Here is a 13661-nt window from a genome sequence, read left to right as displayed (position 1 = left end):
CCAGTCGGGATCAACGTGTTTAACAGCCGGAATGTCGGATGAAATGTCTGATATTTCGACAACCCTTGTTACAAAGCGTGAAGAAATGCTAAACGGCCTCCGAGAAAAGACGTCGTGAATTCAAGCAACCAGTGTCCGCAGCAGTCTGGCAGATTGCCGCACGGACAATCCCGGAAGGTATGCGCGGCTCAGCGCCCTTCCTATTGCGGGCAGGTGCAACGGCTCCTGGTAATACATATACAAAGTTCTGTAATCGGGTTGGAACCGTGACTTAAAGGAAGCAAGGGAACGGAACCCATAGACGGGTTCCAGGGCCTGGCCAACCAAGTCCAACATGCCGGCAAGTCCCTCGGCCTGCTGATCAATCTCGTCCTTCTCCCGCGCCAAGGGCGAACCGGAGAGTGAGATAACTTCCACCGACTCCCTGAGATGGAGGATGGCGGAGGCAATCAGGAATTCCATCACTCCCGGGAAGGCATCGCCGCGCCGACGCATGAAGTCCAGGGTCCAGCTGACAACACTGCCGTTCCGGTAGACAGGAAGCCAGCTGGTGACGCCATAAACGAAACCTTCAGCATCAGTGGCAACGCAGCACAACACGTCAGGGTCCTCAAGTTCATCCAGGCCGCCCAACGTAAATCCCATTTCAGGTACGCGTTTTTGTGCAGCCCACTCTTCGGACACCTCACCCACTTGTGCACGCAGAGCATGGGGCAATCCGTCATACCGGCCCCATGTGGCAGTGATCCCCATCTTTGCTGCCCGGTTGAGGGACGTCCTGACGTTCTGCCATTCCTTGCCGCGGAACTCCAAACCCCTGATCCTCAACCGGGTTTCCTGCGCGACAGCAACCCTTCTAAAGCCGCGGGCCTGAAGCATGGGCCACAACTCATCTGTACATGAGTAGAGGCAAGGTATCAGGGCATGCTGGGAACAGAAATCAAGGAATCCTCCAGCAGTCTCTACATGGCGCTCCCCCGCGCCCACGGGACCGGCCAAGGTCAGGGCGACATGGCCGTGCTGCTGGTACGCCACTGCCCCCGTACCGCCAGGATTGAACCAATATTTGTTCGGCTCCCAGAGCGCCATCCACGACAACGAATCACCACCGGCTTTCACCAGCTCGCGTGCACGGTCCCGCCCTTGATGGTCCAGGCCGGCGGCATGATGGCCTCGGATGAGGAGTATCCAGACTCCAATCAACGCCACAAGCCAGAAGACGGTCCCGGAGTAGGAGAACAGAAAGATCTCAAAAGCGTCGCGCTCAGCAAAGACCTTGCGGTAAACGCTGGGCAACGGAACCGGCAGGTACTGCCGGGCGAGCTCTGCACCCAAACCCAGCAAGCCGCCGTCGCGCGTCATGCCGCCCGAAGCCAGCCATACGGCAGTGTATGCAAGCGCCAGGGACGCACCTGTCAGGCCAACCAGCCAAAAGACGCGCCGCCGCAAACGGGCAGAGGATTCGACCCTGAAGTGTCCACGATAAGCAAACAAGAGGACCGCCAGCGTCAGCGGAACCAGGACCAAGGGGATCAGATGCACAACTGCCGGGTTCAACATCGCCGCTTGACGTCCCGGTGGCATTGGAATGCCCGCGAAAAGGCTTAAGTAGACAGTCGAAAGAGCCACTACGACCAACTGGACACCGATCGCTATCCCCAACGCCAGGCGCCGTCCACGTCGCATGCCGTCGGCACAAATCAGCAACAACACCACGGGCACAACCGCAAGTGCCAGGCCAAAGGGGCCCGTATAGCCCTGACGGCTCAGCTCGAGGCAAGCCACGTCAATGGTGCCGCCGCAATTGCTTTCCAGTTGGCTCAGAGTGGGGAGCGGGTTCAGGATGACATCCCGCAGCAAGGCCAGAGGTCCCGAAGGGCTCTTGGCTGCAGCGGTCAGTATGGGGCCGGCAGCGAAGATGGCCATGGTGAGGGCCAGCAGGTTCCGCACTTCACGGCCTGTTGAGCGGTGCAGGTGAAGGTGACCTTGGCTGCTCTGCGTCCACCACGCAGCCCCCAAGCCCAACAAAGCTCCCACAAGCCCCATCAAGGTCTCGGCGTGCCCGATGTACAGCACGAGCAGCAGGGACAGGGAGAGGACCACGGTCCTCAAGCGCCGTTGCCAAAGCGTTGGCAACATGGCGCTGGCGGCAAGCGCTGTGGCGATCAAGGCACCGTAGGGTCCTATCAGCCGGGTATCCACCATCCTGGAGATCCAACCATCATCCATGTACCGCGCCACCTGGGTGACCAGGAGGAATGCCGCAACGCATGCAAACTGGCTGCCCAGGAAGACCCCGGCCGTCCGGAAGAAGCCGAACCGCCGCTCTGCAAGCCCCAACAGGAACAGGATCATGAGCGCAGCAGTGACAAACGCCAGCAGGTTGGTCGTAAAGAACAATGACGTCCAGATAGACCACCACTCCCCCGACCGCAGCCCAGCCAGGGTCACGCCCGCCACAGGCAGCAACGATTCCGCAGGACCCCCAAGGATGCTGCCGGACACAACGGACACGGCCACGAACAGCGCAAGCACGAGCGTGGTGAAGGGAGTAGCACGGAGATGTTTGGCGGCTTGCCTCAAGACGGGCTGCACGACGCCTTTCAGGGCAAGGCTCACTGGACTATTCCCCAACGGGAAGACAAGAAATCCAGCGCATCAGGCATACCCCGGACCACAGCATCCCACGAGTGGCCGGCGTGCTGGATTGAGTGTGCTTGGACGCTAAATCCCGCTGCCGTTCCAGCGTCGGCAAGAACGTGCATATAGTCTGTGAACTCGGTGTCCGTGACGCCCGCTGCCAAGTACAGGCCGCTGCCCGCGTAATCCCGCTGTTGCATCAAAAACAAAGGGGTCCTTGACTCGAAAGCGGCCACGTCGCCGTCGAACGAGTCTGCGATGGTCTTGTTCCGGTCCTTCGCCAGCGATGGCTCCCGCTCAGCGGAAAAACCCACTACCGAAGTAAACAATTCCGGATGCTTTGTCCCCATCTGTACCGCGCACGTACCGCCATACGAAAAGCCACCCACTGCCCACAGCCGGTGATCGTTTGATACATCCAAGGTGGAGCTGATCCAGGCAGGTACGTCCTGGGAGAGATAGGTGTCAGCCTGCGCGATGCGGCTGTCCATACATAACGTGTTGGCGCTTGCCGAGCCGTTTGGGTCCACCACGACCGCGACGGGGGCGATCCCGCCATGGGCGTCAGCGAACCTGTCCAGTTGCGCACGGAGTTGGCCCCCTGTTAACCAGTCGGCGGGGCCCCCGGGTTGGCCTGAAAAAAGCACCAGCACCGGCAAGCTTGGCCGTGCTGCGGTTTGATAGGCCGGAGGCAGGTAGATGTAGGCTTCCCGTGCTGTGAAGCCCGATATGTTTCCCGGGATTTGGGCCTTTCGAAGGATGCCGCCCCGCGGCATTGACTCGGGAGCTCTCCAAACCGACGGCGCAGGTCCAGGCTTGCTGTCCGGAGCGCGTTGAAGGCTGCCCTCCAAGGGCTGGATACGGGCGACGGCAGTACCTAGAAGGTCAGCCACCGTGTTGTTCAGTCCGAAGTAGGCATTGACTTGGACAACACTCAAGAGAACCACGCCCAGCGTCGCTATCAGGCCGCGGGCACGACTTTTCCACGTGGCCTGGGGAAATCGCGTCGCAAACAGCAGAGCGGCCGCGACAGCCGGAACCGACCACGCCAATGTCTCAAAGGGGAGGTTTTCCGAGAAGATGGCCATCAGATCAACCAGGACCCAGTGGGCCAGCGCCACAACGGCGACGCCACCCGCAACGCAGGCCGCGACGGCCAGTGGCCAGGAACGCTGACGCCTCCATAGAAGGTACGCGGCTCCCACCACACCGCCGATAATGCTCAACCACAGGAATGGTCCATCAACAAGGCTGACGTCCAGAAGAAAATCCATGGGGCCTAACGCCAGGTTCCGACGCCGATGACAGGTCCGGCCTCGAGCCAGGAAGAAAGACCGGCATAGGCATCGAAGTTCATGGCAAGCATGAACTTCTTACCTTCATATTGGAGTTCAACCACGACGACGCCGGGCTGCACCTTGACGAGCTCATCCTCAGTGGGTTGACGCCGGCCAAGCAGCTCCAACGAACTGCGTTTATATCTGTGTTTTGGGATCACGCTCAGGGACATCAAGCGGAACCACTCAAGTTCATTGTCCTGATAACGACAAACCCCCATCTGCCAGCTGTTTCCAGCCGTGCAAATGGAGGCGTCGACCGTGCCCAGGGCGCGCCGCAGATTGAAGCGGCGCACCCCAAAAAGGCACAGTGAAAAAATCAGCAACGCAAACGCCGTTGCCAGGGCGATGAACGGAATAAGGGAATCGTCCATCAAGGTCGTGCTATCGGATCCCCGCTGTAGCCGCTTCGCCCAGTTGGGCGTTGTCAGCAACAATGACCACACGATCGTTGTCGACGGAGAAGAAACCACCGTCAACAACTACCGCAATACGGTCACCGGAAACCGGCTGGATTGCCAGCTCACCCTCGGCCAGGATGGCCAGGAGGGGCGAGTGGCCCGGCAGGATTCCGATTTCACCATCGCTGGTGCGGGCCTTCACCATCTTGGCCGCGCCGGACCACACAAAGTGGTCCGCTGCGACAATCTCAACCTCGAGCTCAGCCATACTACTTGGTCTGTTCCTGGATCTTGGCCCAGTTGCGCTCGACGTCATCCAGGCCACCGACGTTGAAGAACGCCTGCTCTGCGATGTGGTCCAGCTCGCCGTCGCAGATAGCGGTGAAGCCTTCCACGGTGTCCTTGATGGACACGGTGGAGCCTTCAACGCCGGTGAACTGCTTGGCGGTGTAGGTGTTCTGGGACAGGAACTGCTGGATACGGCGTGCACGCGACACGACGATCTTGTCTTCTTCAGACAGTTCGTCAACGCCGAGGATGGCGATGATGTCCTGGAGTTCCTTGTTCTTCTGCAGGATCTGCTTGACACGGACAGCCGTGTTGTAGTGGTCCTTGCCGATGTACTGGGGGTCCAGGATGCGGGAAGTCGACGTCAGCGGGTCAACGGCCGGGTACAGACCACGGGAGGCGATTTCACGGGAAAGTTCCGTGGTCGCGTCGAGGTGTGCGAAGGTCGTTGCCGGAGCCGGGTCGGTGTAGTCATCAGCAGGCACGTAAATAGCCTGCATCGACGTGATGGAGTGACCCTTGGTGGACGTGATGCGCTCCTGGAGGAGGCCCATCTCGTCAGCAAGGTTCGGCTGGTAACCCACAGCGGACGGCATACGGCCAAGCAGCGTGGAAACTTCCGAACCTGCCTGCGTGAAGCGGAAGATGTTGTCAATGAAGAGCAACACGTCCTGGTTCTGAACATCGCGGAAGTACTCCGCCATGGTCAGTGCGGACAGGGCCACGCGCAGACGCGTTCCCGGCGGCTCATCCATCTGGCCGAAGACAAGAGCGGTGTCCTTGAGAACGCCGGCCTCTTCCATTTCAACCCAGAGGTCGTTACCTTCACGGGTACGCTCGCCAACACCGGCGAATACGGAAGTACCACCGAAGTTGCGGGCAACACGGGTGATCATTTCCTGGATCAGAACGGTCTTGCCAACACCGGCGCCACCGAACAGGCCGATCTTTCCACCCTTGATGTACGGGGTGAGGAGGTCGATGACCTTGATGCCGGTCTCGAGCATCTCCGTGGAGCCCTCGAGGGAAGCGAAGGCCGGAGCCTTGCGGTGGATCGGCCAGTAGGCGTCAGCCTTGATCTCGGATTCTTCGACGTCCAGCGGCTTGCCGAGGACGTTGAAGATGTGGCCCTTGACGCCGTCGCCGACGGGCACGGAGATCGGAGCACCCGAGTCCTGCACGGTGGTTCCGCGGACGAGTCCGTCGGTAGCCTGCAGGGAGATGGCGCGGACGAGGTTGTCACCCAGGTGCTGGGAGGTCTCGAACGTGATGGTCTTGGTCTGGCCATTGAGTGTGATCTCAGTGGTCAGAGCGTTGTAAATCGAGGGGATTGCGTCAGCCGGGAATTCGACGTCGACAACCGGACCAATAACACGGGCAATGCGGCCGGTGGCACCGGCCGTTGCTACGTGTTCGGTAGCAGTGGCAGTCATCTCTCTCACTTCACTCAGTAGATGGCGTGGGGTTAAGTTTATCTGTTTGGTGCAGGTGCGGCTTCGAGCCGAATCCGTTACCGGCTAGGACGCGAGGGCGTCGGCGCCGGCCACGATTTCGGAAAGCTCCTGCGTAATCTCGGCCTGGCGGGCCGTGTTGCGAAGGCGCGTGTACTTCTTGATCAGTTCCGTAGCGTTGTCACCGGCCGACTTCATGGCACGCTGGCGGGCTGCGAGCTCGGAAGCTGCGGCCTGCAGCATGGCTGCAAAGATGCGGGATTCGATGTAACGCGGAAGCAGGGCATCAAGGACCTGCTCCGTTTCCGGTTCGAACTCGTACAACGGCAGCAGGTCGGACTCCGAAGCGGCTTCTTCTTCGACGACTTCCAGAGGAAGCAAACGAATAACCGTCGGCTCCTGCGTCACCATGGACTTGAAGCGGGTGTATACGACGTGGATTTCGTCCACGCCACCTTCTTCGTAGTCGGTGGCGAAGTCTTCGAGGAGTGCAGCTCCGACTTCCTGTGCGGTTTCGAATTCCGGTGCATCCGTGCCGCCAGTCCAATTGCGGGCGTAGTCACGGTTGCGGAAATCGAAGTACGCCTGCGCCTTGCGGCCCACCAGGTACGCCTTGACTTCCTTGCCTTCTGCGTGAAGAAGCTCGGTGAGACCTTCAGCCTGCTTCAGCACACTCGCGGAGTAGGATCCTGCAAGGCCACGGTCTGAAGTGATAATCAGGACTGCGGCACGGCGGATCTGCTCCGGCTCAGTGGTCAGCGGGTGGTCGATTTCGCTCTGACTTGCGACAGCAGAAACGGCACGGGTAATCGCGTTCGCGTAAGGCAGTGAAGCTGCTACGCGGGCGCGGGCCTTACCGATGCGCGAGGTAGCGATCAGTTCCATCGCCTTGAAGATCTTGCGCATCGACGTCGTCGAGCTGATCTTCTGACGGTAGACCCGAATCTGGGCTCCCATACTTATCCTTTCCTAAGTTCCCGACGTACTGCCCTGCCGGGGCCCTTGAGGACCCCGGCAGAACAGGTCATCGAAACTAGCGCTTCTGCTTGACGATCTTTTCCTGGTCGACGTCGCCGCCGGAAATCGCTTCGTGCTCTTCGTGGCCGGCGCCAACCAGACGGTCGTCGCCTTCACCGAAGAAGCCCTTCTTGAAGGAAACGATTGCTTCCTTCAAGGCTGCGGCGGTGTCGTCATCCAGGACGTTGGTCTGAGCCAGCGTGGTCAGGATGGAGGACTTGTGCTTCAGGTGCTCCAGGAACTCGGACTCGAAGCGGCTGATGTCTTCAACCGGGACGTCGTCCAGGTAGCCGTTGGTGCCGGCCCAGATGGAAACAACCTGGTCCTCAACCGGGAACGGTGAGTACTGGCCCTGCTTGAGCAGTTCCATCAGGCGTGCGCCACGGGTCAGCTGCTGGCGGGAAGCCGCATCCAGGTCAGAGGCGAACATGGCGAATGCCTGCATGTCGCGGTACTGGGCCAGGTCCAGCTTCAAGGTACCGGAGACCTTCTTCATGGACTTGACCTGGGCAGCGCCACCAACGCGGGAGACGGACACACCAACGTCAACAGCAGGGCGCTGGTTGGCGTTGAAGAGGTCCGACTGGAGGAAGATCTGACCATCCGTGATGGAGATCACGTTGGTGGGGATGTAGGCGGAAACGTCGTTTGCCTTGGTTTCGACGATCGGAAGACCGGTCATCGAACCTGCGCCGAGCTCGTCGGAGAGCTTTGCGCAACGCTCCAGCAAGCGGGAGTGCAAGTAGAAGACGTCACCGGGGTAAGCTTCGCGTCCCGGCGGACGACGCAGCAGCAGCGACACGGCGCGGTAGGCTTCAGCCTGCTTGGACAGGTCATCGAAGATCACCAGAACGTGCTTGCCACCGTACATCCAGTGCTGGCCGATGGCCGAGCCTGCATACGGTGCCAGGTACTTGAATCCGGCAGGGTCCGAGGCCGGGGAGGCCACGATGGTGGTGTACTCCAGCGCGCCGTGATCCTCAAGGGTCTGGCGTACTGCGGCAATGGTGGAAGCCTTCTGGCCAACACCAACGTAGACGCAACGTACCTGCTTGGTAACATCGCCGGAAGCCCAGTTGGCCTTCTGGTTGATGATGGTGTCCACAGCGATTGCGGTCTTGCCGGTCTGGCGGTCACCGATGATCAGCTGACGCTGGCCGCGGCCGATCGGAATCATGGCGTCGATAGCCTTGAGGCCGGTCTGCATCGGCTCGTGAACCGACTTGCGCTCGGTGACGCCCGGAGCCTGGAGTTCCAGTGCACGGGTGGTCTCGGCCTTGATCTCGCCGAGGTCGTCGATCGGCTGGCCCAGCGGGTCGACAACGCGACCGAGGAAGGCATCGCCAACCGGAACGGACAGGATCTCACCGGTGCGGTGAACTTCCTGGCCTTCTTCGATACCGGTGAAGTCACCGAGGATAATGACACCGATCTCGCGGACGTCAAGGTTCTGGGCGAGGCCCAGCGTGCCATCTTCGAAGCGAAGCAGCTCGTTCGCCATGACCGAGGGAAGACCCTCAACACGGGCGATGCCGTCACTTGCGGTGGTCACACGACCAACCTCTACGCGCTCTGCGTTTCCGGGTTCGTAGGACGCCGCGAACTCGTTCAACGCATTACGGACGTCGTCGGCGTTGATGGTCAATTCGGCCATCTGCAGTCCCTGCTCTCCTGTTTTCGTGATCATCGTTGCTCACGATGACCGGGTTTTATATCAGTTAAGTTGTGCTTTGTCTTCGCTAGACAGCGAGCTGACGGCGGAGGTCGGTCAGGCGGCCGATAACAGAAGCGTCAAGCACTTCATCACCCACCTGAACCCGGATTCCACCAATCAGGCGGGGGTCAACATTGACGTTGACCTTCAGCTCGCGGCCGTACAGGGCATTCAGCCCGGCCTGCAGACGGCTGGCCTGCGTTTCCGTCAACGGACGGGTAACGCTGACAGTTGCAATCCAGCGCTGCTGACGCTTGGCTGCAAGCTTGGCGAAGGACTCGACGAGCTTGCTCGGCTTGACACCGCGCGGCTGAGTTACGGCCTGGCCAATGAGAACCTTTGCTTCCTCGCTGCTGCCAGGAACAAGTTTCTCGGCCAGGACCACCTTGGCCGCGGCGGATGCCTGCGGCTCAGACAGAGCACGTTGTACTTCGTGGCTGGAAGCGACGGCCTGGTTGAAAGCAAACAGATCGTTTTCCAGCTCTTCCAGCCCCGTAATACCAGAGGCAGAAACGGCCGACTTGTTTTCAGCTACGGCAATGACAACCGTGGCGGCAAGAGTCTCGAGTGCATCGCCGATATCGCGTGCAGATGCCCAGCGCAAGCCAGCCAGTCCGCCCGCGATTTCAGCAGCATCAGCGGAGACTTTTCCGCTAACCAGCTGCTTGACCAGCGCCGACTTCTCGTCTCCACTACGGGACGGGTCAGTCAGGGCGCGGCGCAAGCCAGCCGAGCTGTCCACCGTTCCCAGGATTCCGAAGAGGTCCTTTGCCAACTGCAGCGAGGCAAAAGGAAGCTTGGCTTCCAACTGCGCCAGCGCCGTGGTCAGCGATTCGCTCGATATACCTGCCATTACTTAGCTGCACCTGCGTTCTGGGTCTCCAGATCTGCCAGGAAGCGGTCCACAACGCGTGCGGCACGCTCATCATCAGTGAGTGCTTCACCAACGATGCGGCCAGCCAACGTGGTAGCCAAAGTGCCAACCTCTGAGCGAAGCGAGACAACGGCTGCCTGGCGCTCGGACTCAATGGCAGCGTGTGCCTGCTCTGTGATGCGGGCAGACTCGGCAGCAGCCTTGGCCTTGAGGTCCGCGAGGATCTGGGCGCCTTCAGCGCGTGCTTCTTCGCGGATCCGGTTGGCTTCGGCGCGGGCGTCGGTGAGCTGCTGCTTGTACTCTTCAAGAGCTGCAGAAGCTTCGGCCTGTGCCTTTTCTGCCTTTGCGATGCCACCTTCAATCGCTTCGGCGCGCTCTGCGAAGGTCTTCTCGAACATCGGGACAATGAACTTGACCACGATGTACAGGAGGACAGCAAAGCCGACGAGGACGACGCCCATTTCCCAAACATTGGGAACGAGAGGGTTAGCGGCCTCTTCGCCTTCAGTGGCGGCTGAGATGATCAGCTGATTCATATTTCACCCGTCCTATCTACTCGGTTGCGGAATTCGCTTTGTTCGAAAGTCGAAGACTAGAGAACGAAAGCGAAGACGAGGCCGAGGATGGCAAGAGCTTCGGTCAGTGCCAGACCAAGGAATGCGATCGGCTGCAGCACGCGCTGAGCTTCCGGCTGACGAGCAACACCGTTGATGTAAGCCGCGAATACGAGACCCACACCGATACCACCGCCGATTGCGGACAGACCGTAACCTACGAGGTTGAGATTGCCTTCCATTTTTTTCCTTTCAAGATGCCACCCATGTGGCAGGTTGTTTGGTTTACTTCAATCCCCTCAAGGGGAAGTTTTGAGCCTAGTGGCTGTCGGCGTGCAGGGCGCCTTCAATGTAGATCGCGGTCAGCAGCGTGAACACGTAGGCCTGCAGGGCCATGATGAGGGCCTCGAGCATGTACATGGCAATAGCGCCAACAAGGACGAGAACCGACGTGCCCTTCAAAAGGACGTTCTCCTGCATGATCAGGAACTCAATACCGGAACCGGCGAGCATGACGATCAGGTGGCCGGCCAGCATGGTCGCGAACAGACGGAGGCTGTGCGTAACGGGGCGGACCAGGAAGTTGGAGATGATTTCGATCGGAACAACGATCGGCAGGATGTACCACGGCACACCAGACGGAACGGTTGCGAGCTTGAAATACTTCAGCCCGTTCTTCTTGATGCCGATGGCAATCCAGGTGAAGTACACGATGCCGGCCAGCACATAGGCGCCGCCAACGTGCGAGAAGCTCGGGAGCTGGATCAGCGGGATGGCGCCGTAGATGTTGTTCACCAGAATGAAGAAGAACAAGCTGAACAACAGCGGGACGTACTTGATGAAGTCCTTGCCGCCGATGATGTCCTTGGCGATGCTGTTGCGGACGAAGCCATAGGCCATTTCGCCTGCGAACTGCAGCTTGCCGGGAACCAGCTGCTGCTTACGTGCAGCGAGGATGAAGAATGTAGCGATAATGACGACCGAAAGGATCACCAGCAGCATCTGCTTGGAGAAGCCATCGTGCGCACCCCAAGGCAGGATTGCCGGCAGGTGCATTTCGTCGATTCCGGGTGGGGTGAATGACCCCGAATCCTGGGCGGGGAGCGCAAGCGCGATCAACGCGTTTCCTCTCTGCTGTGTCCATCATTGGGCATTGGTTGGAAGCCGGACGCGCTCGACGCATCCATATTCCGTGTGAAATTATTTGGCATTACTGTCCCCGTCCGTGGACGGACCGCTGTCTGCGTTGCTCTCGCCAGAAGAAGAGCTTTGCCTGGTGAGGCCGTGCATATGGGAAAGATAGAACCCTCCTGCGGCTCCCAGCAGAGCGCCAAGGAGCACAATCCAGCGGGTCCCCCACAGATTATCCAGACCCCAGCCTATCAAACTCCAGACAATGATCCCGCCAACGATGTAGCTGAAGACGGCGATGCCGGCGTTGTATCCACCATCGTTTCCGGCGTCGGCAGAATCGTTGGCCGAACCTTGCGACGGAGTGTGGCTTGACAGGGACTTGCGCTTACGCAGAGACATCCGTGCCACCCTTCCCATCCGCAGGATCGTTGTAGATCTGGAGGCGGGCTTTGCTGAAACCGTAAATCTCTGCAGACTGCCAAAGGATGACAGCCACAACTGCGCCGATCACGAACCATCGGCCGTGCAACCAGGCGGGAGTACCGATCACAAAGAGGATCACGGCAAAGCCGACGACTTTTACGAAGTACGTCGCCACGAACAGGCCGACGGCGCCGGAAGGATTATTGCGGCCAACGAAATGACCGATCAGAAGGCTGATCGCAAAGAAGAGCATGACCAGCGCGGCACCGAATGCTGCTGAAAGCGCACCTTGGCCACCATTCATGAACGCAGCGACGATACTCGTCACGAGCAATCCGGCCAGAGCAGCAGCGGAGCTCAAGAGCAGCAAGCGCAGCCACAGGTTGGAGGTTTCCCCGGAAACTCCAACAGCGCGTTTACCGGACGGGCGTCCGGAATCGGCGTTGGATGTCATGGGGATACCAATCCTCGTGGCACGGGTGCCATATTCTCAAAGTGGGGTTACGGGCGAGTGACTGTCCGCAGAAAGAATTCTACATGAGATAGAACTGTGACCATAACCGGAAGTCATGAGCGCTCCCCCGGGCCCGCGGTATTCCGCGTGAAGTACGGCCATGCGGTAACAGCGGCCATGACGAGAGCAGCAACAACCACCACGATCAACACAATCTGCCAAGGGAACACTGCGAACGCCACCCCGCCGAACGCCAGGATGCACGTCCAGACATAAAGCATGACGACGGCGGTGCGGTGCGAGTAGCCGAGGTCCACGAGCTTGTGGTGGAGGTGCCCACGGTCTGCGGACCAAGGAGACTGTCCCCGGGCGGTCCTGCGAACCACGGCCATTCCGAAATCCAGGAGCGGAAGGGACAGCACGGCGAACGGCAGGAGGATCGGGATGATCGTCGGGATGCCGTTGGCGCGGTCATAGAGCCCGGATCCGATTTGCCCCGTTGCCACTACGCCGGCTGAAGCCATGAGGAGACCGATGAGCATGGCACCGGAGTCCCCCATGAAGATCTTGGCTGGAAACCAGTTGTGCGGCAGGAATCCTATGCAGCCGCCCACCAGGATCGCCATCAGGAGTGTCGCAAGGTCTGAATTGTCAGTGGATGGGTTGTTCCGATGGACCCAGTACGCAGTGAGGAAGAAGGCACCGCCGCCTATGGTGGCTACACCTGCAGCCAATCCATCCAGCCCATCAATGAAGTTGACGGCGTTCATGGTGGTAACAATCAGCCCTGCTGTCAGGACAATCTGGACGAGCTCGGATTCAATCAGGATCGGTTCGGGGATGAACGGAACCACGGACATCCTCACACCCCAAATGGCGACGATGAAAGCCGCTGTTGCCTGCCCCAGGAGCTTGATCCACCAGCGGATATCGAGGATGTCGTCCGCGACCCCCACTGCGACGATCACGACTGCTCCGGCCAAGATGCCCCACGGAGCATCGTTATGCCTGAATATGTCCTTCACGAAGAACGAGTTGCTTGCCACCACAAGGGCAACAAAAAAGCCTGCAAAGATGCCAAGCCCGCCCAGTTTTGAGATGAGTGCGGAGTGCATGTCCCTGCTGCGGATGGGACGGTAAAGCCGTAATTTGTTACCGAGTACGCGGGCTCCCCACGTGCCGGCATAGGATACCAAGGCAGCCGTGAGCGCCATCAGCAGGTACATAATCATGACGCGGCTCCGGAAAGCAGCACAATGCCGGAATCAGCTGCACGGACCAACGTATGCAGCCGGTGCATCGCTGGAAAGCCGTGTAGTTCCGGGCAGGTCAAGGTGTGGATTTCTGTCTGTCGATAAATGGAACTACTCCGTC

14 protein-coding genes are annotated in these 13661 nt (G+C 59.6%); all 14 read right to left on the bottom strand.

Going from position 1 to position 13661, the window contains the following annotated elements; translation table 11 throughout:
- Positions 1-120: 120 nt before the first annotated feature.
- On the bottom strand, positions 121-2634 hold the full coding sequence (locus AC6I97_RS10415) for a phosphatidylglycerol lysyltransferase domain-containing protein (protein ID WP_497944837.1): 2514 nt from the start codon (positions 2632-2634) through the stop codon (positions 121-123).
- Positions 2616-3914 carry an alpha/beta hydrolase gene (locus AC6I97_RS10410; RefSeq protein WP_497944836.1) on the bottom strand — a complete coding sequence of 433 codons (1299 nt, stop codon included), beginning with the start codon at positions 3912-3914 and terminating at the stop codon, positions 2616-2618. The genes AC6I97_RS10415 and AC6I97_RS10410 overlap by 19 nt, the downstream gene beginning before the upstream one ends.
- A gap of 5 nt (positions 3915-3919) precedes the next feature.
- Positions 3920-4351 (bottom strand): DUF2550 domain-containing protein, encoded by a 432-nt coding sequence (locus AC6I97_RS10405; RefSeq protein WP_224091077.1) that lies wholly within the window; start codon positions 4349-4351, stop codon positions 3920-3922.
- Positions 4352-4361: 10 nt separating this feature from the next.
- Positions 4362-4646: a F0F1 ATP synthase subunit epsilon gene (locus AC6I97_RS10400; RefSeq protein WP_216923952.1), complete on the bottom strand. Its 285-nt coding sequence runs from the start codon at positions 4644-4646 to the stop codon at positions 4362-4364.
- 1 nt (position 4647) lies between these two features.
- The gene (atpD, locus tag AC6I97_RS10395; protein WP_144649785.1) at positions 4648-6099 is read right to left on the bottom strand and encodes a F0F1 ATP synthase subunit beta; all 1452 of its coding nucleotides are present in this window, start codon (positions 6097-6099) and stop codon (positions 4648-4650) included.
- An 84-nt stretch (positions 6100-6183) separates the two neighbouring features.
- Positions 6184-7074, bottom strand: a complete 891-nt coding sequence (locus AC6I97_RS10390) for a F0F1 ATP synthase subunit gamma (protein WP_224087984.1) — start codon at positions 7072-7074, stop codon at positions 6184-6186.
- Between the two features lie 76 nt (positions 7075-7150).
- Complete coding sequence (gene atpA, locus AC6I97_RS10385; RefSeq protein WP_216924164.1) at positions 7151-8788, bottom strand: F0F1 ATP synthase subunit alpha; 1638 nt, start codon at positions 8786-8788, stop codon at positions 7151-7153.
- Between the two features lie 85 nt (positions 8789-8873).
- Positions 8874-9701 (bottom strand): F0F1 ATP synthase subunit delta, encoded by an 828-nt coding sequence (locus tag AC6I97_RS10380; protein ID WP_224087985.1) that lies wholly within the window; start codon positions 9699-9701, stop codon positions 8874-8876.
- Entirely contained in the window at positions 9701-10258 is a 558-nt protein-coding gene (locus AC6I97_RS10375) for a F0F1 ATP synthase subunit B (RefSeq protein WP_224087986.1), read from the bottom strand. The genes AC6I97_RS10380 and AC6I97_RS10375 overlap by 1 nt, the downstream gene beginning before the upstream one ends.
- Positions 10259-10314: 56 nt before the next feature.
- Entirely contained in the window at positions 10315-10518 is a 204-nt protein-coding gene (gene atpE, locus AC6I97_RS10370) for an ATP synthase F0 subunit C (RefSeq protein WP_009356484.1), read from the bottom strand.
- Positions 10519-10594: 76 nt separating this feature from the next.
- Positions 10595-11395 (bottom strand): F0F1 ATP synthase subunit A, encoded by an 801-nt coding sequence (gene atpB / locus AC6I97_RS10365; RefSeq protein ID WP_224164674.1) that lies wholly within the window; start codon positions 11393-11395, stop codon positions 10595-10597.
- Between the two features lie 81 nt (positions 11396-11476).
- Complete coding sequence (locus AC6I97_RS10360) at positions 11477-11809, bottom strand: hypothetical protein (RefSeq protein ID WP_224087987.1); 333 nt, start codon at positions 11807-11809, stop codon at positions 11477-11479.
- On the bottom strand, positions 11796-12287 hold the full coding sequence (locus AC6I97_RS10355) for a Cg1360 family ATP-synthase-associated protein (protein ID WP_224087988.1): 492 nt from the start codon (positions 12285-12287) through the stop codon (positions 11796-11798). Before AC6I97_RS10355 ends, AC6I97_RS10360 begins: the two co-directional genes overlap by 14 nt.
- A gap of 113 nt (positions 12288-12400) precedes the next feature.
- The gene (locus tag AC6I97_RS10350) at positions 12401-13519 is read right to left on the bottom strand and encodes an MraY family glycosyltransferase (RefSeq protein ID WP_224087989.1); all 1119 of its coding nucleotides are present in this window, start codon (positions 13517-13519) and stop codon (positions 12401-12403) included.
- Between the last annotated feature and the right edge of the window lie 142 nt (positions 13520-13661).

This window comes from Arthrobacter sp. TmtSoilC48, from assembly GCF_059739425.1.
Note: the sequence above shows the minus strand (reverse complement) of the source record. Positions and strands in the feature narration are given on the sequence as shown.

Excerpts from the sequence above, each read along its gene's own strand:
- AC6I97_RS10400 (WP_216923952.1), bottom strand. The coding sequence starts at position 4,646 with ATGGCTGAGCTCGAGGTTGAGATTGTCGCAGCGGACCACTTTGTGTGG.
- AC6I97_RS10405 (WP_224091077.1), bottom strand. The coding sequence starts at position 4,351 with ATGGACGATTCCCTTATTCCGTTCATCGCCCTGGCAACGGCGTTTGCG.
- atpE (WP_009356484.1), bottom strand. The coding sequence starts at position 10,518 with ATGGAAGGCAATCTCAACCTCGTAGGTTACGGTCTGTCCGCAATCGGC.
- atpD (WP_144649785.1), bottom strand. The coding sequence starts at position 6,099 with ATGACTGCCACTGCTACCGAACACGTAGCAACGGCCGGTGCCACCGGC.
- AC6I97_RS10410 (WP_497944836.1), bottom strand. The coding sequence starts at position 3,914 with ATGGATTTTCTTCTGGACGTCAGCCTTGTTGATGGACCATTCCTGTGG.
- AC6I97_RS10390 (WP_224087984.1), bottom strand. The coding sequence starts at position 7,074 with ATGGGAGCCCAGATTCGGGTCTACCGTCAGAAGATCAGCTCGACGACG.
- AC6I97_RS10360 (WP_224087987.1), bottom strand. The coding sequence starts at position 11,809 with ATGTCTCTGCGTAAGCGCAAGTCCCTGTCAAGCCACACTCCGTCGCAA.
- AC6I97_RS10375 (WP_224087986.1), bottom strand. The coding sequence starts at position 10,258 with ATGAATCAGCTGATCATCTCAGCCGCCACTGAAGGCGAAGAGGCCGCT.
- AC6I97_RS10380 (WP_224087985.1), bottom strand. The coding sequence starts at position 9,701 with ATGGCAGGTATATCGAGCGAATCGCTGACCACGGCGCTGGCGCAGTTG.
- AC6I97_RS10355 (WP_224087988.1), bottom strand. The coding sequence starts at position 12,287 with ATGACATCCAACGCCGATTCCGGACGCCCGTCCGGTAAACGCGCTGTT.
- atpA (WP_216924164.1), bottom strand. The coding sequence starts at position 8,788 with ATGGCCGAATTGACCATCAACGCCGACGACGTCCGTAATGCGTTGAAC.
- AC6I97_RS10350 (WP_224087989.1), bottom strand. The coding sequence starts at position 13,519 with ATGATTATGTACCTGCTGATGGCGCTCACGGCTGCCTTGGTATCCTAT.